Raw genomic sequence first — 24,766 nt, forward strand, 5'->3', positions numbered from 1 at the left:
GCAGCCAGCCCCACACGCATCGCCACACCCCTCGCACCGACAGCAACACCTGGCGGTCCGGTATAGGTGGAAAACACCACCCGGAAGGCACTTCCACGCCTGCTTTCTCGCGGGTCCGTCACAACCCCCTGGCCCGTAGCGTTATGAAGCAGGCTGTACGCCTGGAAGCGGAGGGTTCTGCTACCCTGACGCCGCTTTCACGGCTCCTTCATGTCATCGCTCGACTCGACCGCCATCAGCCGGACGCACGCGCCGGATCTCATCCCCGGCTATCGCCTGGAGAAACTCGTCGGTAGCGGCGGAATGGGAGAGGTCCACAAGGCCACCCAGCTGTCCCTGAACCGCACCGTGGCCATCAAGCTGCTCAGCCAGCAGCTCGCCCAGGACGAGAGCTTCGTCGCCCGCTTCCAGAAGGAGGCCGCGGCGCTCGCCACGCTCCACCATCCCAACATCGTCTCCATCGTCGACAAGGGCAGCACCCCGACGACGTACTACCTGGTGATGGAGTTCGTGGACGGGGCCTCGCTGCGCGAGCGGATGCGCGCGTCCCAGGAGGATCCGTCCGAGACGGTGCGGACGATGGTGCAGATCTGCCGGGCCATCGAGTACGCGCACGGCCGCGGCGTCATCCACCGCGATCTCAAGCCGGAGAACATCCTCTTCGACGACCAGGCCGGCGGCATCCCCAAGGTGACGGACTTCGGCCTGGCCTCCTTCCTCGAGGACACCAGCACGCGCTTCGCCCTCACCAGCACGCACGTGGCCATGGGGACGCTGTCCTACATGGCGCCCGAGCAGAAGGTGGACGCCAAGACCGCGGACGAGCGCGCGGACATCTTCGCGCTCGGCCTCATCTTCTACGAGATGCTCGTGGGCGAGCTGCCCGCGGGCAGCTTCGATCCGCCCTCGCGCCGCAAGCCGGGAGTGGACCCGAGGCTGGACGGCATCATCGCGCGCTGCATCAAGCAGAGCCCCTCGGACCGCTACGCGAGCGTCTCGGATCTGCTCACGGACCTGCAGCCGCTGGCGCCCCAGTACACCACCGTGCGGCCGGGGAAGCTCGGCAAGATGCAGCGCCTGAAGCTGGCGGTGCGGCGCGCGGTGCGCGTCTGCCTCCAGGTAGTGGCCACGTTGTTGGTGCTGACCGCGATGGGCGTGCTGACCTGGCTCTATCTGCTCAACCAGGACAAGCGTGTGCCCATGGTACCGGGCGCCGCGCTCACCGCGGATCTGGGCCCTCCCTCGGCACAACAGATGGCCGGGAAGGTGGACACCCGGGGCGACGAGCGCAGCGCGAGCCTGGGCGAAGGATCCGACCTGCCCTCGCTGCTGGTGTCGGGCCGGGTCCTGGATACCAAGAGCCGGGCGCTCATCTTCCCGCTCGTGGAGGACAGCCAGTCGCGCGTGGGGCTCGCACGTCTGGATGTGGTGAACCTCGATGGCAACGTCGCCCGCCTCTCCGCCCGAGTGAGCGCGGAGGGCCCGGAGTCCACGTTCGTGGCGCGCCTCCGCGCCACGCTCTTCGGCCCCCCTCCAGAGCCGGAGGCCGCGCTGCTGCTGGTGGGCAGCACGGGCCGCTACGTGGCCCTCGTCTACAACGGGGAGGGCGGACCGCTCCGGCTCGACTGGAGCCTGGGCGAGCGCCGGGGCTCCATGCTGGGCTTCGACTCCCCTCCGAGCCCCGCCGAGCTCTGGTTGGAGGTGGATGAAGAAGGCGTCCTGAAGGCCTTCGCGGGCTCCAGACGCAACGAGAAGCGCCTGATCGCCGAGCCGCTCCACCTGGGTCCTGACTGGGCGGCGGAGTTCGGAGACATCACCCCCAAACCCTCCTTCGGCTGCATCGAGGGCACCTGCCGCGCCGAGAACTTCTCCTTCCAGGTCGAGCGCAGGGAGGTGGAAACCGAGGCCGTCGCCGCCGCGCCCAGGCCCGCTCCGGCGCCCGCGAAGGTGGCCCCGGCGCCCGCGAAGCGGCCGGCCACGAAGGCGTCCCCACCGTCCAAGGGTAAGCGTTCGAAGTAGCCAAGGCACATCTGCTCACAAGAGGATGTAGCCCAACCGGGTGCTTTGAATTATCCCTGTGCGCTCCATGCGCACGCTCACCCGCGGACTCACCGCGCTCCTGCTCGTCTCCGGCCTCCTGGCCGGCTGTGCCCACACCTCCTCTCCCACCGAGGTCCTCGAACGAGCCGCCACGGCGGCGCGCAATGGGGGAGGTGAGGCGCGGACGCTGGCGCTCGCCGGCTTCCATGCGTGGCTGGTGACGGGAGATCCGGCCGCGGCCCAGGGCCGCTTCGACGAGGCGCTGGCCAAGGATCCCGCCGACCCCTACGCCCTCTATGGCCAGCACCTGCTCGCGCGTCGCGCCGCCCAACCCCGCCGCGCGTTCGATGCCGCGCTGGCCGTGACGACCCGCGCGCCACGCCACCCGCTCGCGGTGCCCTCCGCGCGCTACCTGCTGGACATGGTGGGCATCTCTCCCGCGCTGGACGACGTCATCCTCACGGGCACGCAGGCGGCGCTCGAGGCCGGTGCCACGGGCGAGGCCGCCCAGTTGCTGCGCGCCTGCCGGGTGGCTGTCCTCGGCATCCGGGACGATCGCGCCGCCCAGGCCAGCGCGCTCAAGGACATGGGCGCGGCGGAAACGGCCACGCTGCTGGGGCCCTTCTCGCCCTGGCACATGCTCGCCATCGACGAGCCCACCCCGCCGGAGAAGGACGGCTCGCTGGCGGGCCCCTTCACCGGACCCTTCGGCCCGCTCGTGCCGCGCACCCTGCGCGCGCCGGACAGCCGGCTGGACGTGGCGGGCGAGCCGTCCACGGGCGATGTGTACCTGCTCGTCGTGGACGCGGAGGTGGCCGAGGCGGGCGCCTACGTGGTCCGCGCCGTCACCGCCTCCTCGCACAAGGTGATGGTGGATGGCGCGCCCCTGTTGGAGCGCCGCGCCTTCGCTCGCGCCAGCTCCACGGTGTCCGCGCGCTCCATCCAGCTCGCGGCGGGCCGGCACCGCATCCTCATCAAGCTGCTGAAGGACGAGCGCCCGGCCAACATCTCCTTCGCCCTGGCCCGCGTGGACGGGCGCCCGTCGGCCATCCGCTACACCCCGGCCACCGGCTCGGCGCCCTCCTCGTGGGGCTCGGCGCCCCGGGAGACCGAGGCGCAGCTCGTCTTCCCCGATGCGGAGAACCTGGCCGCCGCGCTCGCGGACGAGGCCGGCCCGCTGCTGGGGGACTTCATCGCGGTGCGTGACGGGATGGGGAGGGATCCGGATGGGGCCTGGCGGCTGATGACGCGCCTGCAGAAGACCACGCAGACGGCCCCCGTGCTCTCGCTGCGCGCCGAGCTGGCCGCGCAGGACCGCTCCATCCCCTCCAAGGTGGCACGTGGCCGCGCGACGAGGGACCTGGAGACGGCGCTGGCGAAGGACGCGGGCGACGTGGCCGCGCTGCTGCTGCGCGCGGAGCTGACCCTCAACGACGGGCAGGCGGCCTCGGCGATGGAGACCCTCAAGACGGCGCGCGCGGCGACGAAGACGCCCGACTGGCCCGTGAACCTGCTGGAGGCGCGCGCGGCGCTGGCGCTGGGGGTGGACAGCCAGGTGGAGGAGAGCCTGGAGGCGGCGCTGAAGCAGCAGCCCGGCCTGTGCGAGGCGCACACGCTGCGCTACGGGCTGGCGCGGCGCCGTGACGCGGTGGCGCGCGCGGACGAGCTGGTGGGCTCGCTGACGGGCTGCCCGGGGGCGATCGCCCGAGCCGCCGAGCACGCGCGGATGCGGGGGGACATGGCCCGCACCGCCGCCCTCTACCAGGAGCAGCTCACGCGCAACCCCGGGGACATGAGCACGGGCGTGGCGCTGGCGAGCGCGTACGTGGCGCTGCGCCGCTTCGACGAGGCGGCGGCCACGCTGCGGGCGCTGAGCGCGCTCTGGCCGCGCAACCCGAGGCCGCTGGAGAAACTGGCGGACACGCGCGAGCTGGCCGGGGACGCGGCCGGGGCGCTGGCGCTGCGCGAGCAGGCCCTGGCGCTGGACGGGAGCAACCTGTCGCTGCGCCGCGCCGTGGTGCGCGCGAGGACGGGACAGGAGGTGTTGCAGGCGCACGCCATCGACGGCCGGCAGGCCATCAAGGACTACGAGGCCAGTCCCGGCGCCGAGGAGAGCGCCGCCGTGTACGTGCTGGACGCGGCGGCCACGCAGGTCTACGCGGACGGCTCGCAGATCACCCGCATCCACAGCATCCAGAAGGCACTGGAGCAGAGTGGCGTGCAGGAGATCGCCGAGGTGAACCTGCCCGCGGGCGCGCAGGTGCTGGCGCTGCGGACGATCAAGTCGGACGGGACGGTGCTGGAGCCGGAGAACATCGAGGGCAAGGAGACCGTCAGCCTGCCGGGCGTACAGGTGGGGGACTACGTGGAGGTGGAGTATCTGCTGGCGGAGGGGTCACGAGGGCCCGCGCAGCCGGGCTTCAAGGCGTCCGACTTCTACTTCCAGATCGCCAACATGCCGGACCACCGGGCCACCTACACGGTGGTGGCGCCCAAGGGGACGGGCATGAAGGTGGACGCGCACAACATGAAGGCGCCCGCGCCGGTGGTGAAGGGCGACGAGGAGCTCTTCACCTACGAGGTGAGGAAGGTTCCCCCCTTCATCCCCGAGCCGGACAGCCCGCCCTCGAGCAAGGAATACCTGCCCTTCGTGTCGGTGGGCTCGGGCACCACGGGGAACGACCGGCTGGTGGCGGTGTACTCGGACGCCTTCCTGGACCGGGGTGCCATCAACTGGGAGGTGGAGGCGTTCGCGAAGGAGGCGGCCGAGGGCAAGCGCGGGCTGGAGGCGGCGAAGGCGCTGTACGCGGCGGTGATGAAGCGCTTCAGCGGCCGGGACGCGGGGCTGACGCAGTCGGCGGCGTCGTCGGTGGCGCAGGACCGTGGCAGCCGGCTGTGGGTGCTGAAGGCGGGGCTGGAGGCGCTGGGGATTCCGACGCGCGTGGTGGTGGTGCGCACCTTCTCGGCGGATCCGGCGGAGTACCTGTTCCCCGAGGAGTCGCTGCTGCCGTACGTGGCGTTGAGGGCGGAGGTGCCGGGGGAGGGGCCGGTGTGGCTGGACACCAACACGCGGTACGCGCCCTTTGGCGAGCTGCCCGAGACGGCGCTGGGCGAGCGTGACGCGTACCTGCTGCCCGAGCCGGGCCGTGCGCTGGAGAAGGTGAAGACGCCGGCGCTGACGCCGCAGGCGGGCAAGCAGGTGAAGCTGGCGCTGGAGCTGGGGCCGGACGGGCAGCTGCTCGGCAAGGGCGAGGAGGTGTACAGCGGCTTCCAGGCGGCGCAGCTGGCGGAGGCCTTCGAGGCCATCTCCGGAGACCGGCGGCGGCAGGCGCTGCAGGGTGCGGTGGGCCGCTACTTCGGAGGGGCGGAGCTGACGGACCTGAAGTTGGAGCGCGCGGAGGAGGTGGGGGCTCCCTTCACGGTGCGCTATGCGTTCAAGGCGTCGAGCTTCGCGCGGGTGGAGAAGGACAGGCTGGTGCTGCCGCCGATCACCATGCCGTCGATGCTGGGGAGACAGTACGTGCAGCTCAGCACGCGCGGCACGCCGCTGTACCTCGAGAGCACGGATGCGAGCCGGGTGCTGGTGACGCTGACGATGCCGCAGGGCTACCGGCTGTCGGATCCCCAGGCGCAGCTGAAGGTGGAGAGCCCCTTCGGGAAGCTGCTGCGTACGGAGAAGCAGGAGGGCCGAGCGCTCACCATCGACGAGACGATGCGAGTGGAGCGGGGGCGGGTGCCGGTGCGCGGGTACGAGGACTTCGCCCACTTCGCCGGCCAGGTGGACCTCATCCAGTCGAGAGACCTGGTGCTGGTGAAGTAGCACCCCGGAGCGGGGGGCACACGCTGGGCTGGAAGCCCAGGTAGCGGGCTCGGAATCCCGAGGAGATCCTCGAGGGTTCCGGGCCCTTTGCTTTGGCGGAATATCGCCCGCGCCCGAAAAACCATCACAAGCACGGCTCACGGCCTCGACCCGATAGGGGGATGAAGACCCCACGGGAATAGAGGAGGCCGTTGATGAACGAAGTCCGTCGCTTGCCTGAAACTTCCAGCCTCCGCTCCCTGGCGGGAGCCGCGGTCTTCGCGCTCGCTACACTCCTGAGTGGCCAGGCCCTCGGGCTCGACCGCGTCCCAGGAGGGCTGGCCGGGGAACCGACCCCTGGCGAATCCCGCTCGCGCCTTGGAGATGACACCCCACTGGCGATCCAGTCCTCGGCGATGCGTGGGGCAGGCGGTCTGAAGCTGGGCCTGGGTGGCGAGAGCACTGACTTCGAGGGGCAACTCGCCGCGACGCTCTCCGCGGCGCTCGTCCGAGGACCCTTCAGCAGCGTCGCGACGGTGATCGCCCAGAAGCAACCCGGCCTGCGCCTCGAGGGGCGCTATGCCCTCCCCACGCGGACGGAGCGGCGCACGCTGAGCCTCATCGCCACCACCACCATCTTCCCCGCCGAGAGGACGCGCGCCGCCATTGGCCTCGAAGCGCGGCTCGGCATGTTCCAGTTCCTGGCGGACGTCGCCTACGAGAACGCGCGCTTCCCGGCGCCACCACGGCGGTAGCGACCAGCGCCCTCACACCCGCCATGTGCCCACTCTAGCCAGATACGAGGTGGGCCAGGCCGCTCGCGGGCTCCCCTCTCCTTGTCCTGAGTTCAGCCCATCGCCCCACCCGGCGACCGAGAGCCGTTCATGAGCGTGTATCGCAATCGAAACTTCCTGCTGACCTACGCCGCGTCCTTCATCTCCCTGTTCGGCTCCAAGCTGCTGATGATGTCGTACGTGGCCTACATCTTCGAAGCGAAGGAGAGCGCCACGCACGCCTCCCTCGTGTTCGCGGCGGAGTGGGTGACCTGCCTGGCCGTCGGGCTATTCGGCGCGCGTCACATCGATCGCATGAATGCCAGACATCTGCTCATCGGCCTGAATGTCGTCGCCGCGTTCGTGACCCTGTTGTTCGTCAACTTCACCAGCCCCGAGCTCTACCCCTACGCGCTCGCCATCATCATCGCGCGGGCATTGCTGTCTCATTCCGTCAACGCCTCGAGGATCAAGGCGCTCGTCCAATTCTTCACCAAGGAAGAGACAGACACGTTCTCACCCGTCTTCAATTCGAGCCTGTTCATCGCGACGGCGCTCGCGGGAGCGGTGGGCATCTACATCCTCAGATTCATCAGCTTCACGACGGTCATCTACATCGACTCCGCGACGTTCCTGATCGCCGCGGGACTCTTCAGCTTCGTCAGGCCCAACAAGCAACGCCTCGAGGAGTCGAACGAGGCCGCGCGGGGCGAGATGGCCCGCGGGCTCGCGCACATCAAGAGTTCCTTCGGCGTCATCGCGAACAACAACACCCTGGCCTCCTCCGTCTTCTACATCATCCTGACCGTGACGTCATTCCAGGCGACCTACGAGATCCTGATGACCATCATCCCGCAGGTCTGGTTCAAGCTCGGCAAGTCCGGAACGGCGCTCTTCTTCACGTTCGAATCCGTATTCGTGACCCTCGGGGCCTTCCTCTATCAATACCTCAACCGCCGCGGGCACATCACCGAGACCAATCAACGCGTGCTGAACCTGGCCACGCTCACATTCGCCACCGTCACCTATCTCTTCATCTCCAGGCTCCAGAATCACCTCTACCTGTGCCTGATCGTCTTCAACGTGATGGTCATCGGCGTCGAGCTGCTCTGGACACACCATTTCAAGCAGATGATCACCCATATCCCACCCGCGAAGCTCGCCGCGGTCACCGGACTCCAGACAGCCATGGGGTACAGCCTGATGGGTGTCTTCACCTTCGTGTTCTCCAGGGGAGTCGACCGCCTGGGCATCAGCACGGCCATGTACCTCAACGTCCTGTTCCTGGCGCTCCTGGTCGGCGGTTGGGAGCTCCTGATGAAGCTCCGCTCGGCCCGAGCGACGGCGAGCGTGGAGGCGAACGATGTCACGGATTGATGACATCGCCGCCGATCGGACTCCACCCCTTGGCACGCACAACCACCTGGATGGAACAGACATGAAAAAAGCCTTCGTCCTGCTCGAAGTGATGAACCATATGGCCCTCGTCCTGAAAGAGGCGGCGGCACGCGGCCATCGCATCGTCGTGTTGAACCACAAGCCGTTGAGGGAGTCCGGACCCTACCGGGTGCCCAGGGAGCTCGTGGATGAGCTCATCTACATCGAGTCGTGGGAGGATCGGCCAGGGCTCCAGCGGATCCTCGAGGACCTCCACCAGCGCTACCAGGTCGTGGGGACCTATGCCGGCTTCGAGGGGACCCTGCCCTACGAAGCGGCGCTGAGGGAAATGGCGGGCCTTCCCAACAACGGGGCCGACAACGTGCGGTTTGTCCTCGACAAGGGGGCCGTCCGCAAGAAGCTCTACGCGGAAGGACTGTCCGAGCTGAAGTCCGTCCTCCTGTCCGAAGCGCGTCACTGGACGCAATGGCGGTTCAAGGGGTCGGCCATCCTCAAGCCAGTCAATGGCACCGGCAGCGCGCTCTGTTTCACCGTGTCGTCCCTCGAGGAGCTGCGCGAGGCCACGACGAAGATCGAAGAGGCCGCGGTCATCGATCCCCTGATGAAGCGCTACATCCTCGACCGGGGTGAGTTCGTCCTGGAGGAGAAGGCCGAGGGCGAGCTGCTGTCCCTGGAGTCATTGGTCTACCGCGGCGCCATCCACCCCATCGGGCTCAGCTCCCGCTATGTCCTGGCGAAGGATCCCGTGGTCGAGATGGGAGGCACCTTCCCCTACAGCCATCCGCGCCTGGACGAGATCATCGCCAAGAGCAAGGCCATCCACGAAAGCATGAAGATCTTCCATGGCTCGACCCACGTCGAGCTCATGGTCCCGAGGGAAGGTCCCATCGAGCTGATCGACTTCAACGTCCGCTTCGCTGGAATCGAATCGCTCATCTCCTTCAACCAGGCCTTCGGAATTCCCTATGAAGCCCGCCTGACCGACCTCGCTTGCGACATCGAGCCGGATCTCTCGTTCCTGGAGCGCCCCCCGGCGTTCACCGCTGAAGTCCTGCTGCTGCCACCTCCGGGAACCACCGAGCTCCAGGAGCTCGTCTTCCCTCCGGAAGCCGTCTTCTCGCGCCTGTTCAAGGAGATTGGACAGAAGCTCACGGGAAAGACCGATCAGTTGGATCACATCGGCTCCTTCGTCGTCAAAGCAGACACCGAGGCCGAGGTGAACCAGAAGGCCCTGGAAGCCAGACGTCGGGCCATCTGCAACGGCAAGACGCTCGGGGACAACATCAACAACCAGGTGATTCCCCCAGACATGCTGGCCGAAACCCCCTACCCCCAAGAAAAGGAAACCCACGTGCAACACGCCCTCCAGCAACCGGTCGCCGTCTCCAGCACCCAGGCCAGGGTCGATGAGCTCCTCGTGCGCCATGTCGCGCGTCACTTCCAGGGCGAAGCCCTCGCCACGCTGCAGGAGCGATTCCAGAAGGAGCACCTCGTCCCGCTCCGCGGCTTCTGCCCTCCGGAACTGTTCGAGTCGATCAAGGAGGAGGCCTCCCGCATCGTGGAGCGGTTCGGCGTCGCGCGGAACCTCGTGCTCGACATCACCGATGGCACGCCCCGTCACATGACGACGGTCGGGCAACCCATCATCAAGGACCACGGTCCGCTCATCCACGCCCTCTACTTCTCGCCCGTCCTGAAGGACATCCTGTCGCAGGTCGTCGGCGAGGAGCTCTTCACCTGCCCCTACGCGGGCGAACACTACGTCATCAGCCGGCTCCAGCGCTCCGGTGACACGCATGGCTGGCATTGGGACGACTACACCTACGGGTTCGTGCTCATCCTCGAGGCGCCGGACTACCGCGACGGCGGCTTCGTGCAGGGTGTGCCCCATACCTCCTGGGACAAGAAGAACCCGGACGTGCACGGCGCGCTGCTCAAGAGCCAGGTCAATTCGTATGCCTTCGAGCCCGGCGACGCCTACATCCTCAAGACCAACACGACGATGCACCGCGTCTATCCCATCCGTGGCAACGGCCGCCGGACGATCGTCAACACGACGTGGGCCTCCGCCGCGGATCTCCAGCAATCCATCACCCACGAGACCAACGACATCCTCTTCGGCGGCACCGCGCCAGGGCTGGCGTCCAACCAGTGAACATGGATCAACCCCCCATAAACGCCATGCACCCACGTGAAACGATGCAACACCTGCCCCGCTTCGTGCAGGGCTACTTGACCTTCGTGACCGGTGTCCCGCTCCCGGGCGAGCAACCGCTGATCCACTGGACCCCCGCCAAGGCCGCCCTCCTCGGCTTCGCGCAGACCGCCGCCGGGGTCGCGCTCGGCGCCTTCGCCCTCCGGCCCTTCACGCTCTGGTCGCTCCCGCTGCTCGTCCTGTCCTGGCTGACGACCGCGGGCGGCATGCGCCGGCTCGACGTCGTCATCGTCCATCAGACGCTTCACGGGAAGGTGGCGAAGACGGAGCGCGGCAACCGGATCCTCGGCGAGCTCATCACCACGCTGCTCTGGCGCGTGCCGTACGACCTCAATCGCAAGGAGCACCTGCTCCATCACGCGTTCCCCTGCTCGATGAAGGATGTGGACACGCGCTATCTGATCAGCACCGGCATGCGCCCGGGCATGACGCGCGGCGAGTACCACCGCTACATGCTCAAGATGCTGCTCTCGCCCAAGGCCCACTGGAGCTTCTTCTCGGGCCGCATCAAGGCCAACTTCACGCGCCACCAGCCGCGCTACCGGCTGGCGATGTCGATTGCCTATGCCACGATGACGCTCGGGTTCCTCGCGGCCACCGGGCTGTGGGCCGAGTGGCTGCTGCTCTGGCTCGTGCCGGCGTCGTTCTTCTTCCAGAACGCCACCTTCCTCTATACCCAGACAGAGCACCGCTGGTGGCTCTTCTCGCACGCGGAGAAGCTCACCCGGCAGCAGCGAGACGCGCTCAACTTCGCCCGGTTCTGCGGCGAGCCCACCCCCGACGTCGTGGGACTGACACCCGCCCGGCGCACGGCGGCCTGGGCGAAGTGGTGGATGCGTGTCTTCTTCGTGCACACGCCCTACCGCATGTTCGTCCTCGTGGGCGACACGGTGCAGCACGACCTGCACCACACGCGCCCCTCGTGTGACTGGGCCGCCTCGGCCTACGAGCGCCGCACCGACCTCACTGGCGGCACCCGGAACTACTCCGAGGTGTGGGGCTCCCTTCTCGACCACCTCTACGCGGCCGGACAGGTCCGGGCCCGGTGACGCAATGACCAACCTCCCTCCCAACCGCAGGTTGCACCCAGACATGAACAGTCAGAACGACAAGAGCCCCGCGACGGGCACCCGGATCCTGGTGGTCGATGGAACAGGTCGTGGTCACGCGATCTGCGACCTGTTCACCCGAACCCACCCGGATGTCACCGTCTTCTACGGCCCGGGCTGCGACGTCATCGATCAGGAGCGCATCGTGCCGGTGCCCTCCATCTCGCTGGACGAGCCACGGACAGCGCTCGACTTCCTGAAGGACAACCCGGTCGAGTTCGTCTTCGTCTCGAACATCGACGCGCTGTCGAGAGGCTACGTCGACGTGCTCCGCGCCCACGGCCACCGCGCCATCGGCCCCACCCGGGCGGCCGCGGAGCTCGAGTCGAGCAAGGAGCGTGGCAAGCGCTTCTGCTCCGACCACGGCATCCCGACCGCGCCCTACCAGTTCTTCACCGATCCGGAGGCGGCGAAGGCCTACATCCGCTCGCGGCCCTACGCCTGCGTGGTGAAGACCGACGGCCTCTGCAAGAACGGCGACGGAGCCATCGTCTGCAAGACGGCCAGCGAGGCCGAGGCTGCGGTGGACGGCTTCGCCCGCGAGTCCGGTGATGCCTTCCAGGTGGTCGTCGAGAAGCGCCTGGAGGGTCAGGAAATCTCCATCTTCGCGCTGCTCGACGGCGACAGCTACCTGCTGTTCCCGACGGCGCTCGACTTCAAGCGCGCGCTGGAGAACGACGCCGGCAAGAACTGCGACGGCATGGGCTCGATCGCCCCCCACCCGGCGGATGGCCCGACCCTGCGCGAGGAGATCCGCGAGACGTTGCTCGACCCGCTCGTCCGCGGCCTGCGACAGGAGGGCCTGGACTTCTCGGGCTTCATCTACGTCGGCGCGATGATGACCGACACCGGCCTCCACGTCATCGAGCTCAACGCCCGCTTCGGCGACTCCGAGGCGGAAGCGGTGCTGCCGGGCGTGCACAGCGATTTCACCCAGCTCTGCAGGGCCATCCTCGCGAAGGAGCTGCGCGACCAGGGCCTCGTCACGGACGGGTTCGTGCGCTGCTCGGTCGCGCTGACGCAGGGCCGCGTGGAATCGACGGATCCGGAGTCCCTCCCCGGCTGGCCGTTCGGCGCGTTCATCACCGGCCAGCCCATCACCGGACTCGACACCGTGGACCCGAGCGAGGCCACGCTCTTCTACGCGAACCTCCAGAAGGACGCCGAGGGCCGTCCGGTCACCTCGGGGGGCCGCGTCCTCCACGTCGTCGGCAAGGGCCTCTCGCTCGCTGGAGCGGTCGACGCGGCCTACGGCCAGCTGGGCCGCATCGCCTTCCCAGGCATGCGCTATCGCACCGACATCGGTGCCAGGCTCCTGGCGACCGGCGGTGCTGGCCACCGCGCCGCTTCCGAGGCTCCCGGGACGATCTTCGAGGACCGCGAGTCGGACGTGCGCTCGTACTCGCGCTCGTTCCCCACGCTCTTCGCCCGGGCCAAGGGGGATTGGCTCATCGCGCGGGACGGCACCCGCTACCTCGACTTCTTCGCGGGCGCCGGTGCGCTCAATTACGGCCACAACCCCGAAGCGCTCAAGCACCGCCTGCTCACCTACCTGGAGAGCGACGGTCTGACCCATGGCCTCGACTTCGCCACCTCGGCGAAGGCGGACTTCCTCCACACCTTCCAGCAGTACGTCCTCGCGCCACGCGGGCTCGATTACAAGGTCCAGTTCTGCAGCCCGTCGGGCACCAACGCCGTCGAGGCGGCGCTCAAGCTGGCACGCCTGGTGACCGGCCGCGGCAACATCCTCTCCTTCAGTGGCGGCTTCCACGGCGTGAGCATGGGCTCACTCGCCGCGACCGGGGCGGCGTATTACAAGCAAGGCCTCTACTCGTCGCTGCCCAGGACGACGCAGGTGCCCTACCCCGACTCGCCCCTGGGCAGGTTCAACAGCCTGGACTACCTGCGCCGACTGGTCGAGGACCCGAGCTCGGGCACCGAGAAGCCCGCGGCGATCCTGCTCGAGACGGTGCAAGCCGAGGGCGGCATCTACGTCGCGCCGGTGGAGTTCCTGCGCGGGCTGCGCGCCTTCTGTGACAAGCACGGCATCCTGTTGATCGTCGACGACATCCAGGCGGGATGCGGTCGCACGGGCACCTTCTTCTCCTTCGAGCGCGCCGGCATCCAGCCGGACCTCGTGACACTCTCCAAGTCCATCAGCGGCTACGGACTGCCGATGGCCGTCCTGCTCATCAAGCCCGAGCTCGACATCTGGCAACCGGGCCAGCACAACGGCACCTTCCGCGGCAACCAGCTCGCCTTCATCGCGGGGGCCGAGGCCATCCGTCAGCACTGGATGGACGGCACGTTCGCCGCCAGCACGCGGGAGAAGGGCGGCCTCGTCGCCGAATACCTCGAGCGTCACGTGACGCGCGTGTTCGGCGCACCGGTGCGTGGCATGGGCCTCATCTGGGGCATCGATCTGAGCGGCATCTCCGGCATCACCGCGGGCCAGGTGTCGAAACACTGCTTCGCCAGGGGACTGGTCATCGAGACCTGCGGCCGCCAGGACGACGTCCTCAAGCTCCTCCCGCCGCTCACCATCAGCAGGGAGAACCTCGAGCTCGGACTCGGAGTCATCGTCGAAGCGCTGCACGAAGCCACGTGCGGAGCGTTCAACCCCAACCTGAAAGTCGCGGGGTAGGACAGTGAATCCCATGAAACTGGTCGTACGGAAATTCGGTGGGGCCTGCTTCGAGCACCTCGACGGCTACAAGCTCATCGCCGGGCTCCTGGCGCGCGAGGAGGAGCGTCAGGCCGTGGTGGTGTCGGCGCGCAAGGGCGTGACGGATCAACTCCTGGCCCAGGTGGAGATGCTGGGCGGGGTTGGCTCCGACCATGCCGATCAGCTCGTGGCGACGGGCGAGCTGCAGAGTGCCTCGTTGCTCCTGCTCGCGCTGCACTCGCTCGGAGTACGCGCGGAGCTCATCCCGGCCGAGGAGGTCTTCGAGACCGACGGCATCCCCGGCAGCGCGACGGTGGTGGCGGTGCACACCGACAGGGTGCTCGCGGCGCTCGAGCGCGGCACCATCCCGGTGGTGCCGGGCTTCTACGGTGCCGGCAAGACGAGCCGGATCGCCACGTTCAAACGCGGCGGCTCGGACTACTCGGCCGTGGCGCTGGGCATCGCGCTCGGCGCCTCACATGTCGAGCTGTGCAAGGCCGAGACGGACGGCATCTTCGACAAGGACCCGAATGTCGATCCGACGGCGCGCAGGTTCAGCGTCCTGTCCCACCAGCATGCACTCGAGCTCGCCCGCGCTGGCGCCAAGGTGCTGCAGGCCGACTCGGCCGAGCTGGCGCTCCGGTGGAAGCTGCCGCTGATCGTCAAGCCGGCGTTCGCGCGCGGCGGCGGCACCCGGATCGGTTGGCCCGACCCTTTTGACGTGGCCGAGCCGTCCGCCGCGAAAAGCGCCTGATCGCAAACTGGAAGCACGAAAACCCCTTCCCCGGAGACACACCATGAAGACCGCGGTCATCATCGCATCGGCTGGATTCAGGAACTTCCACTTCGACCTGCTGAAGGCACCCGAGAAGGTCCGCTTCATCGGGCTCTTCACGGAGCAGGACATCGTCAACATGCCGGAGAGCCAGCTCCGGCGCTTCCATCAGGTCCACGTGGTGCCGTGCGGGGTGAAGGACCCCTCGCCACTGCTCTGCCCGCTGGTCGACCTCAACGCGGCGCGCTCCATCATCCGCGGGCTCCTGACGGAGACGAAGCGCGAGGACCTGACGGTGAACACCCAATTCGAATACGACGTGCTGCTCGCCTCGCAGCTCCGCTCTGAATTCGGCCTCCAGGGACCGAAGTACGAGGACATCCTGCCCTTTCGCGACAAGTACCTGATGAAAGAGAAGCTCGTCGCGAAAGGCGTGCGCGTGCCGAAGTTCGGCCGCTATGAGCCCGCGCGTTTCTCTCGCGACCCGGCCGCCTACTTCCGGCACATCACAGCCGAGGTGGGCCTGCCCTTCGTCCTCAAGCCGGTCGACTCGGCTGGCGCCGACGGTGTCCACAAGATCTCCTCGTGGAGCGACTTCGAGGCGCTGCGCGGCGACTTCGGTCGGGGATACGAGTACGAGGAGTTCATCCAGGGAACGATGTACAGCGTCAACATCATCTCGAAGGACCGGAAGACCGTCTTCGGCGGCGTGACCGAATACCTCGTCAACTCCTTCGACGTGCAGGCCGGCAAGGTCAACGCAGACATCAACCTGATCGACCACGACCCGTGGGTCGCGCGAATGGTCCGCTTCGCCGAGTCGGCGCTCGATGCGCTTGGCTGGCCGGACGGCGCCTCGCACCTGGAGCTCTTCCTCACCGACCAGGACGAGCTCGTCTTCCTCGAGGTCGCCGCGCGCTTCAAGGGACTGGCCGGACTGGCGGCGATGGAGCGCCACTACGGCATCGCCCTGACCAACCTTTCGTTCGAGCTGGAGACGGGGATCGAGAGCAGGCCGTACGACCAGGAGCAGGTCTACTGCTTCGACGGCGTGCTCCCGAAGAGGGGCGGCGTCATCGAGCGCCTCATCGAGCCCCAGGCCGAGAGCGAGTACAAGATGACGTGGAAGGTGCGGCCGGGCGACGTGACCGACCAGACCGACTCGCTGCAGGCCAACGCGGGGACCTTCCTGATGTGGAACAAGGACTACGAGGCGCTCTACCGGGACTTCAAACGGCTCGCCCACTACGAGCCGATCGTCTATCGGCCGCGTGCCTGACTTCCACTGGAGGGCCCCGTCCCTACTCGAACCGGCCGTGCCGGCCGGCACCGTGAGCGAAGCGCTTCGCGCCGGCCAGGGACTCCGACTCGAGCACCTGGATGCCGCCGCGGAACTCCTGGAGGAGAGCCTCCTCCAGGGAGAGCGAGGCCTGGGCATACGCCGAGCGCCGGTCCGCGTTCATGCAGGCCTGCGGGAACGCGGCGATCTCCCGGGCGAGCTGCTCGGCGGCCTCGCGTGCGTTTCCACGGGGCACCACGCGGTTGACGAGCCCCATCCCCAGCGCCTCCTGCGCTGACACCGGACGCCCGGTGAGGATGAGGTCCAGCGCGCGTGAGAGGCCAATCAACCGGGGCAGTCGCACCGTGCCCCCGTCGATGAGCGGCACGCCCCAGCGGCGGCAGAACACGCCCAGCACGGCGTCCTCCTCCGCCACGCGCAGGTCGCACCAGAGGGCCAGCTCCAGCCCTCCCGCGACGGCGTGACCCGAGATGGCGGCGATCACCGGCTTGCTCAGCACCATCCGCGAGGGCCCCATGGGACCATCCCCCTCGGGCTCGAGGCGCGGCAGCCGGCCCTCGGACACCGCCTTCAGGTCCGCTCCCGCGCAGAAGGTGCCGCCCTCGCCGAAGAAGACACCGACCTTCGCCTCGCCATCCGCGTCGAACGCCCGGAAGGCATCCGCCAGGGCCAGCGCCGTGGCTCCGTCCACGGCGTTGCGCACGTCGGGGCGGCTGAGGATGACGGTGGTGATGGGGCCGTTCTTCTCGACGCGGACGCTCATGGGGGGCTCTCTAGAATTCGTAGCGCGCGGTGGCCTGCGCACCGGTGAAGCGCAGCTCGATGGTGCCGTGCTCGCTCTTGTACTGCTCGCGCCAGCGCTGCTTCAGCGGGCCCAGGTCGAAGCTGGCGGTCCGGTTCAGCAGCGCCTCACAGGCATCCCCATTCGCATCGTGGGCCAGCACGAGCTCCGCCTGAGACCCACCCGCCGCCGTCTTCTGGAAGTCCCCCTTCCAGAGCAGGTCGTACGTGTGCTCCTTGCAGCCACCCGAGTGCATCACCTTCGCCACCAGCGTGTCGCCCTGGAGCTCGAGGCTCTGGATGATGATGTCGTCCTTGGGCGAGGGTGAGTCCGTCAACCGAAGAGTCTTGGGCGTGGAAGAGACGGCGGCTGGTGACTGCTGCTCGCCCGGAGGTGCTTCCACCGGCGCGTCCGCGGGCGCCTCGGCCTGGGGTGCCGGACGAGACGTATCACCGCTGGTGGAAGTCGAAGTCCCCGCACAACCGAGCAGGGTACAGAGAACGAGACCGCTCCAGATTGGCTTTCGCATGGCTCTCCTGACGGGACTCTCCGGGTCTGGATTCATCCGGAACACGGAGGTTTCGGGGATGACCCTCACCCTAGCCCTCTCCCAGAGGGAGAGGGAACCCACACAGGAGGGAATCCGGGGTCTACATCCAACCGAGCTGCAGCCGCGCCACGTCCGACATGCGGCTCTGATCCCAGGGCGGCTCCCACACCAGCTCGACGTTCGCCTCCTTCACCCCGGGCACGTCCTGCACCTTGCGCCGCACGTCGTCCACCAGCACCGGCCCCATCCCGCACCCCGGTGCCGTCACCGTCATCTGGATCTCCACCCGCTGCCCTCCCTCCGGCAACGGCGTCGCCTTGCACTGGTACACCAGCCCCAGCTCCACGATGTTCACCGGAATCTCCGGGTCATACACCGTGCGGAGCTGCTCCCAGACGCGCTCCTCGTCGAACGCGCCCTCCTCGGCCGGAGCCTCGGACTCGGCGGGCTTCGGGTTCTGCGCCACATAGTCGGCGCCCAGCGCATCCGCGTCCTTCTCGTCGATGCGCATCAGCTGCCCGTAGTCGCCCTGCACGGTCACGTTCCCGCCGAGCGTCTGCAGCACCCGCACCTCGGTGCCCGCGGGCACCATCACCCGCTCGCCGCTCGGAATCATCGTCACCTCGCAGTCGCGTGCGAGCGGTGTCAGTAATCCCCTCATCCGGACCTCCTCCCTACTCCGTCGAGACCGAGGACGCCTTGCCCTCGAGCGCCGCTCGCAACGCATGCCACGCCAGGCTCGCGCACTTCACCCGGGACGGGAACTCGTTCACCCCGGACAGCACCGCCAGCTTCCCCAGCGCCTCCGTGTCCAGGCCCGCGGGGCCCTCCATCACCAGCTTGTGCACCAGCTCGAAGAGCTCCTCGGCCTGGGCCCGCGTCAGCTCCTTCACCGCCCCCGTCATCAGCGACGCCGAGGCCCTCGAAATGGCGCACCCCTGCCCCACGAAGCCCACGTCCTTGATGACGTCGCCCTCCATCCGCAGCGTCACCGTGAGCTGGTCGCCGCACAGCGGGTTGTAGCCATCCGCCCGCCGGTTGGCGCCCTCCACCTCGCGGAAGTTGCGCGGGCGCTTGCCGTGCTCCAGCACCACCTCCTGGTAGAGGTCCTGCAGATCCGAGCTCATGCGAACACCTCCCGCACCTTGTGCAGCCCGCGCACGAGTGCGTCGATGTCCTCGCGCGTGTTGTACATCGCCAGCGACGCGCGCACCGTGGCCGCCACCCCGAAGCACGACAGCAGCGGTTGCGCGCAGTGGTGGCCCGCCCGGATGGCGACGCCATCGCGGTCCAGGATGGTCCCCACGTCGTGCGCGTGCACGTCCTCCATGACGAAGGACAGCACCCCCGAGCGCTCGCGCGCCCGGCTCATCAGCTTCACGCCCGGCACGCCCTCCAGCGCCCGCGCCCCGTACTCCAGCAGCTCCCGATCGTGCGCCGCGATGGCCTCCAGCCCCACCGAGTCCACGTAGTCGAGCGCCGCCGCCAATCCCACCGCCCCCGAGATGTCCGGCGTCCCCGCCTCGAGCCTGTACGGCAGCCGGTTGTAGACCGTCTTCTCCATGGTGACGGTGAGGATCATGTCCCCTCCGCCCTGCCAGGGAGGCAGCGTCTCCAGCACCGCGCTCTTCCCGTACAGCACGCCGATGCCCGTGGGCCCGAACACCTTGTGCCCGGAGAACGCGTAGAAGTCGCAGTCCAACTCCTGCACGTCCACCCGGAAGTGCTGCAGCGCCTGCGCCCCGTCCACCAGCACGGGCACGCCCTTGCCGTGGGCCCGCTTCACGATCTCCCGCACCGGGTTCACCGTGCCCAGCGCGTTGGACACGTGCGTCACCGCGAGCAGCCGCGTGCGCTCCGTCAGCAGCGCGTCGAGGTGCTCCATGCGCAGGTCACCCCGCTCGTCCACCGGCACCACCTTCAGCGTGGCGCCCGCCTGCTGGCAGAGCATCTGCCAGGGGACGATATTGGAGTGGTGCTCCATGGCGGTGATGAGCACCTCGTCACCGGCGCCCACCTTGCTGCGCCCGAACGTCTGCGCCACCAGGTTGACGGCCTCGGTGCAGCCGCGCACGAAGATGATCTCCTTCGCGTCGCGCGCGTTGATGAACCGGCGCACCCGCTCGCGAGCGCCCTCGTAGGCCTGGGTGGCCCGCTCGGAGAGCGCGTGCACGCCGCGGTGCACGTTGGCGTTGTCGTGCGTGTAGTAGCGCACCAGCGCGTCGATGACGGCCTGGGGCTTCTGCGTCGTCGCCGCGCTGTCCAGGTACACCAGCGGCCGGCCCCGCACCTCCTGGTGGAGGATGGGGAAGTCCGCGCGAATGCGCGCCACGTCCAGAGGTATCCCACTCATGCCCGTCCCTCCTTCGACGACCCTGGCAGCTTGCGCGCCAGCAGCAGCTCCACCTGCTCCCTCAGCGACGCCAGCGGCACCGCGCTCACTACCTCGGTCGCGAAGGCATGCGTCAGCAGCCACTCCGCGTCCGCCCGGGGAATGCCGCGCGAGCGCAGGTAGAAGAGCGCCTGCTCGTCCAGGCGGCCCACCGTCGCGCCGTGCGCGCACTTCACGTCATCCGCGAGGATCTCCAACTGCGGCCTCGCGTCCGCCATCGCCGCCTCCGACAGCAGGAGGTTGCGGTTGCTCTGGCGCGCATCCGTCCGCTGCGCGTCCGGCCGTACCAGCACCTTGCCGTGGAACGTGCCCCGCGCCTTGTCGTCCAGCACGCCCTTGTACAGCTCGCGGCTGGTGCAGTGCGGGTGCGCGTGGTCCAGGTTCGTCCAGTTGTCCAGGTGCTGCGAGCCGTGGCCCACGTACAGCCCGTTGAGGGTGCACTCGCCACCCTCGGCCGCGAAATAGGCGTGCACCTCGTTGCGGGCCAGCGCCCCACCCAGCGAGATGACGTGCGAGGCGAAGCGGCTGTCCCGCCCCTGCGACACGTGCAGGGCACCGATGTGGAAGGCCGTCTCCGACTCGACCTGCAGCTTGAGGTGCGTGACCCGCGCCCCCGCTCCCAGCACCACCTCCGTCACCGCGTTGGTGAAGGAGACGCCCGGCGCCGCGCCCACGTAGCTCTCCACCAGCGTGAGCTCGCTGTTCTCCCCGGCCTGAACCACCACCCGGGGGCTCGCCAGCGTCTCGGTGTTGTCACCGCGCGTGAGGAAGAGCAGCTGCACGGGCTCGGGGCACACCGTCCCGGGCGCCACCCGCACCACCGCGCCCTCCTCCAGCAGCGCCGCGTTGAGCGCGGTGAAGGCGCTCGCCTCCGCGCGCGCCCGCTGGCCCACCACCACATCCAGCGCCTCGCCGTCCTGGGACAGCGCCTCGCGCAGGCTGCCCACCGAGAGGCCCTTGGGTGCGCCCTCCAGCCGGGACAGTTCCCGGACGAACCAGCCATCCACGAACACCGCCAGCGGACCCGTGCCCGACAGGGAGAGCCGCGCCACCGCCGCCTCCACCCCCGCCTCGTGCACGGTGCGCACGGGGCAGAAGGCATGGCCGGAGATGGGCGCCACGTTCGTGTACTTCCAGTCCTCGTTCCTCGAGGTGGGGAAGCCCTGGCGCGCCAGCTGCGCGATGCCCTCCTGCCGCAGGGTGCGCAGCCACGCGGGAGCGCCCGCGGCCCTCTCCGCCTGGAAGCGCTCGGCCAGATCGAGGTAGTGCTGCAGCCCCGCCTCCGTCACGGCCGCGCCTCCTTCCCCGGGCTCTTGCCCTCGCCCAGCCACGCGTAGCCCTTCTTCTCCAGCTCCAGCGCCAGCTCGCGCCCGCCCGTGCGGACGATCTTCCCCGCGGCCAGCACCGACACCTTGTCCGGCACCACGTACTCCAGCAGCCGCTGGTAGTGGGTGATGACGAGCATGCTCCGCTCCGGCGAGCGCAGCGCGTTGATGCCGCCGGAGACGATGCGCAGCGCGTCGATGTCCAGCCCCGAGTCCGTCTCGTCGAGGATGGCCAGCTTCGGCTCCAGCACCGCCATCTGGAAGATCTCGTTGCGCTTCTTCTCGCCGCCGCTGAAGCCCTCGTTCACCGAGCGCTGCATGAAGGCCTGGTCCAGCTGCACCAGCTTGGACTTCTCCCGGGCGAGCTGGAGGAAGTCCATGGCGTCCAGCTCTTCCTTGCCCTCGGTGCGCCGCCGGGCGTTGAGCGCCGTGCGCAGGAAGTGCAGGTTGCCCACGCCCGGAATCTCCACCGGGTACTGGAAGGCCATGAAGACACCCGCGTGGGCGCGCGCCTCGGGCGGCAGGGACAGCAGGTCCTTGCCGTCGAAGAGCACCTCGCCCTTCGTCACCTCGTACGTCTCGCGGCCGGAGAGCACCTGCGACAGGGTGCTCTTGCCCGAGCCGTTGGGACCCATGATGGCGTGCACCTCGCCGGGCATGAGCTCCAGGTTGATTCCCTTGAGAACCTCGCGACCCGCCACGCGCACGTGCAGGTCCTTGATGCTGAGCAGCGGCTTCATCCCACGCTTCCTTCCAGGCTCACGCTGAGCAGCTTCTGCGCCTCCACGGCGAACTCCATGGGCAGCTCCTTGAAGACCTGCCGGCAGAAGCCATTGACGATCATCGATACGGCGTCTTCCTTCGAGATGCCCCGCTGCTGGCAGTAGAAGAGCTGGTCCTCGCCAATCTTCGACGTGGACGCCTCGTGCTCCACCTGCGAGGAGGAGTTCTTCACCTCGATGTACGGCAGCGTATGGGCGCCGCACTTGCTCCCGAGCAGCAGCGAGTCGCACTGCGTGTAGTTGCGCGCGCCCTCGGCGCTCTTGAGAACTTTCACGAGGCCCCGGTAGGTGTTCTGCCCGTGGCCGGCGGAGATGCCCTTGGACACGATGGTGCTCTTCGTGTTGCGGCCCAGGTGGATCATCTTCGTCCCCGTGTCCGCCTGCTGCCGGTGGTTGGCGAGCGCCACCGAGTAGAACTCGCCCACCGACTCATCCCCCTTGAGGATGACGCTGGGGTACTTCCAGGTGATGGCCGAGCCCGTCTCCACCTGGGTCCAGGAAATCTTGGCCCGCTCGTGGGCGATGCCACGCTTGGTGACGAAGTTGTAGATGCCACCGCGGCCCTGCTCGTCACCGGGGTACCAGTTCTGCACGGTGGAGTACTTGATGGTGGCTCCGTCCATGGCGACGAGCTCCACCACGGCGGCGTGGAGCTGGTTGGTGTCGCGCATGGGCGCGGTGCAGCCCTCGAGGTAGCTCACGTAGGCGCCCTCGTCGGCGACGATGAGGGTGCGCTCGAACTGGCCGGTGTTCTCCGCGTTGATGCGGAAGTAGGTGGACAGCTCCATGGGGCAGCGCACGCCCTTGGGCACGTAGACGAACGAGCCGTCGCTGAACACCGCCGAGTTGAGCGCCGCGAAGTAGTTGTCCGAGTGCGGCACCACCGTGCCCAGGTACTTCTTCACCAGCTCGGGGTGCTCGCGCACGGCCTCGGAGAAGGAGCAGAAGATGACGCCGGCCTTGGCCAGCTTGTCCTTGAAGGTGGTGGCCACGGACACCGAGTCGAACACGGCGTCCACCGCCACGTTCTGCAGCAGCTTCTGCTCCTCCAGCGGAATGCCGAGCTTGGCGTACGTCTTGAGGATCTCCGGATCCACCTGGTCCAGGCTGTCCAGCTTCGGCTTCTGCTTGGGCGCCGAGTAATAGATGATGTCCTGGTAGTCGATGGGCGCGTAGTCCACCTTCTGCCAGCGCGGCTCCTTGAGGGTGAGCCAGTGCCGGTAGGCGCGCAGGCGCCACTCGAGCATGAAGTCCGGCTCGTTCTTCTTGGCGGAGATGAGCCGGATGACGTCCTCGTTCAACCCGCGAGGAATGGACTCGGACTCCACCTCGGTGACGAAGCCCGCTTCGTACTGACGCTTCGTGAGCTCCTGGATGGTTGGCGTGCTCATGAGGGGACTCCTCCCGCGGTGGCGGGGGTGGAATTCGGGTTCTGGGCCGGGGCCGCCGGGCGCGAGGGCACCCCGAGGCCCACGAGGCGCGGCACCGGCGCGCACAGGTCCGCCAGGGTCAGCCGCCCGAGCGCGTCCTGGATGGTGCGGTTGATGACGCGCCAGTGACCGCGCACCCGGCACACCGTCTCCAGCTCACAGGTGCCAGCGGGCGGATGGGCGCCATGCGCGCCACACTCGGTGAGGGACACGGGCCCCTCGAGCGCGGTGATGATCTCCGTGAGGGGAATCTCCTCGGCGGGCCGGGCCAGGCCGTAGCCGCCGCTGGCGCCCCGGTGGGACACCAGCAGGCCAGCGCCCTGCAGCCCCTTGAGCACCTTGCTCACCGAGGGCAGGGGCACACCGGTACCGGCCGCCAACTCCCTCGCCGTGCGCGTCTCGTTCCCGGCGCGCGCCAGCTCGGTCAGCAGCACGATGCCGTAGTCGGTCATCTTGCTCATCCGGAGCATTCGGAATCTCTCCAGCCATCCTGCCCTCCGACTTCCGGGGGCCCTGGGCGTGGTGCTCTTTAAACAGGACTAACTTGGTCCGCATTAAAAATCGTGCCATCACGGGCTCGGCGTCCCGGTTGCTCCACGACTGGGAGTGAAGGCCCGCGCGCGCCCCCTCTCCCTCTGGGAGAGGGCTGGGGTGAGGGTCTACGCGAAGTCGCGTACTTCCCGGGGGGTACAGACACCGCCACCCGCGCGGAGCATCTTGCGCGGCGAACGCGGGAAGGGACCTGAGCGGGCCCGTTCCAACATCACCCCTTCATCAGAGAAGACATGAACAGGTTTTTCGCGGTGGGGATCATCGCGCTGTCGGCGCTTGCCGGCTGCGGTGGCGAAGACGACCCGGGGAGTGGAAACACGGGCGGCGGGAACACCGGCACCACGCAGAAGTGCAGCGCCGCGAATTGCACGGGCTGCTGCTTCAACAACGTCTGCCAGACGGGCAACACCGCAGCCGCCTGTGGCAAGACGGGAGTCGCGTGCGTTGCCTGTGGTTCCCTCCAGGTGTGCAAGACGGACCAGACATGCGGCGTGGACCCGAGCAGCGAGTGGCTCGTCCAACCGGTCTCGGCCCGGATCACCTCCAACAACAACGGCTCTTCCTGGGATGGTGAAGGTTCCGCGCCGGATGTCTTCGTCGCGATGAGGTGTCCGGGGTCGGACACCGTCTCCTCGACCTCCGAGATGGAGAGCTACAACCCGACGTGGACCACCGGTGGATGCACCGCGAAGGCGAGCCAGTTGCTGGCGGACCCGTGGGTGTTCCAGCTGTGGGACAGCGATGTCAGTAGCAACGACACCATCACCGGCACGTTGGGGTTCCGGTTCACCGAGCAGCACCTCATCGCGGGCACGGTCACCCTGGGTGCGTCGGGTGGGATGACGTCGATGACGGTGCAACTGAAGAAGCAGCCCTGAGG

General features: G+C 68.2%; 18 protein-coding genes and 1 pseudogene. 10 read left to right on the plus strand and 9 right to left on the minus strand.

From position 1 onward, the window contains the following. The first annotated feature begins 210 nt into the window (after positions 1-210). The 9 genes from JRI60_RS42600 (at position 211) to JRI60_RS42640 (ending at position 16,053) form a co-directional block, all read left to right on the plus strand. A complete protein-coding gene (locus tag JRI60_RS42600) occupies positions 211-2,019 on the plus strand; it encodes a serine/threonine-protein kinase (protein ID WP_204221792.1) in 1,809 nt (602 codons plus the stop codon). 67 nt (positions 2,020-2,086) lie between these two features. Continuing rightward, positions 2,087-5,860 carry a DUF3857 domain-containing protein gene (locus JRI60_RS42605; protein WP_204221793.1) on the plus strand — a complete coding sequence of 1,258 codons (3,774 nt, stop codon included), beginning with the start codon at positions 2,087-2,089 and terminating at the stop codon, positions 5,858-5,860. A 194-nt stretch (positions 5,861-6,054) separates the two neighbouring features. Further along, positions 6,055-6,594, plus strand: a complete 540-nt coding sequence (locus tag JRI60_RS42610) for a hypothetical protein (RefSeq protein ID WP_204221794.1) — start codon at positions 6,055-6,057, stop codon at positions 6,592-6,594. Between the two features lie 129 nt (positions 6,595-6,723). Then, entirely contained in the window at positions 6,724-7,989 is a 1,266-nt protein-coding gene (locus JRI60_RS42615; protein WP_204221795.1) for an MFS transporter, read from the plus strand. Next, the gene (locus JRI60_RS42620) at positions 7,976-10,165 is read left to right on the plus strand and encodes an ATP-grasp domain-containing protein (protein WP_204221796.1); all 2,190 of its coding nucleotides are present in this window, start codon (positions 7,976-7,978) and stop codon (positions 10,163-10,165) included. Before JRI60_RS42615 ends, JRI60_RS42620 begins: the two co-directional genes overlap by 14 nt. A 26-nt stretch (positions 10,166-10,191) precedes the next feature. Next, entirely contained in the window at positions 10,192-11,274 is a 1,083-nt protein-coding gene (locus tag JRI60_RS42625; protein WP_204221797.1) for a fatty acid desaturase, read from the plus strand. Positions 11,275-11,317: 43 nt separating this feature from the next. Beyond that, positions 11,318-13,978, plus strand: coding sequence for a diaminobutyrate--2-oxoglutarate transaminase (ectB, locus tag JRI60_RS42630; protein WP_204221798.1), 2,661 nt, complete (start codon positions 11,318-11,320; stop codon positions 13,976-13,978). A 13-nt stretch (positions 13,979-13,991) separates the two neighbouring features. Further along, positions 13,992-14,753, plus strand: a complete 762-nt coding sequence (locus tag JRI60_RS42635) for a hypothetical protein (protein WP_204221799.1) — start codon at positions 13,992-13,994, stop codon at positions 14,751-14,753. Between the two features lie 43 nt (positions 14,754-14,796). Then, positions 14,797-16,053 carry an ATP-grasp domain-containing protein gene (locus tag JRI60_RS42640; protein ID WP_204221800.1) on the plus strand — a complete coding sequence of 419 codons (1,257 nt, stop codon included), beginning with the start codon at positions 14,797-14,799 and terminating at the stop codon, positions 16,051-16,053. Positions 16,054-16,075: 22 nt separating this feature from the next. Here JRI60_RS42640 and JRI60_RS42645 read toward each other — a convergent pair whose 3' ends face one another. From JRI60_RS42645 to JRI60_RS42685, 9 genes and pseudogenes are all read right to left on the minus strand, one after another. After that, positions 16,076-16,837 carry a crotonase/enoyl-CoA hydratase family protein gene (locus JRI60_RS42645; RefSeq protein WP_204221801.1) on the minus strand — a complete coding sequence of 254 codons (762 nt, stop codon included), beginning with the start codon at positions 16,835-16,837 and terminating at the stop codon, positions 16,076-16,078. A gap of 10 nt (positions 16,838-16,847) precedes the next feature. Further along, positions 16,848-17,384, minus strand: a complete 537-nt coding sequence (locus JRI60_RS42650) for a hypothetical protein (RefSeq protein ID WP_204221802.1) — start codon at positions 17,382-17,384, stop codon at positions 16,848-16,850. Between the two features lie 121 nt (positions 17,385-17,505). Continuing rightward, positions 17,506-18,066 carry a putative Fe-S cluster assembly protein SufT gene (gene sufT, locus JRI60_RS42655; protein ID WP_204221803.1) on the minus strand — a complete coding sequence of 187 codons (561 nt, stop codon included), beginning with the start codon at positions 18,064-18,066 and terminating at the stop codon, positions 17,506-17,508. 13 nt (positions 18,067-18,079) lie between these two features. Next, the gene (sufU, locus tag JRI60_RS42660; RefSeq protein WP_204221804.1) at positions 18,080-18,532 is read right to left on the minus strand and encodes a Fe-S cluster assembly sulfur transfer protein SufU; all 453 of its coding nucleotides are present in this window, start codon (positions 18,530-18,532) and stop codon (positions 18,080-18,082) included. Next, on the minus strand, positions 18,529-19,758 hold the full coding sequence (locus tag JRI60_RS42665) for a cysteine desulfurase (protein ID WP_275439065.1): 1,230 nt from the start codon (positions 19,756-19,758) through the stop codon (positions 18,529-18,531). The genes sufU and JRI60_RS42665 overlap by 4 nt, the downstream gene beginning before the upstream one ends. Next, positions 19,755-21,086, minus strand: coding sequence for a Fe-S cluster assembly protein SufD (gene sufD, locus JRI60_RS42670; RefSeq protein WP_204221805.1), 1,332 nt, complete (start codon positions 21,084-21,086; stop codon positions 19,755-19,757). The genes JRI60_RS42665 and sufD overlap by 4 nt, the downstream gene beginning before the upstream one ends. Next, a pseudogene (gene sufC / locus JRI60_RS42675) lies at positions 21,083-21,829 on the minus strand (Fe-S cluster assembly ATPase SufC); the annotation flags it as partial. The gene sufD and the pseudogene sufC, both read right to left, overlap by 4 nt. A gap of 29 nt (positions 21,830-21,858) precedes the next feature. After that, positions 21,859-23,295: a Fe-S cluster assembly protein SufB gene (gene sufB, locus JRI60_RS42680; protein WP_204221807.1), complete on the minus strand. Its 1,437-nt coding sequence runs from the start codon at positions 23,293-23,295 to the stop codon at positions 21,859-21,861. After that, a complete protein-coding gene (locus tag JRI60_RS42685; protein ID WP_204221808.1) occupies positions 23,292-23,804 on the minus strand; it encodes an SUF system Fe-S cluster assembly regulator in 513 nt (170 codons plus the stop codon). Before JRI60_RS42685 ends, sufB begins: the two co-directional genes overlap by 4 nt. A 315-nt stretch (positions 23,805-24,119) precedes the next feature. On the opposite strand from JRI60_RS42685, the gene JRI60_RS42690 reads away from it, so the two are divergent. Beyond that, on the plus strand, positions 24,120-24,764 hold the full coding sequence (locus tag JRI60_RS42690) for a hypothetical protein (protein WP_204221809.1): 645 nt from the start codon (positions 24,120-24,122) through the stop codon (positions 24,762-24,764). The last annotated feature ends 2 nt before the right edge of the window (positions 24,765-24,766 follow it).

It is taken from the genome of Archangium violaceum (assembly GCF_016887565.1).
GTDB lineage: Bacteria > Myxococcota > Myxococcia > Myxococcales > Myxococcaceae > Archangium > Archangium violaceum_B.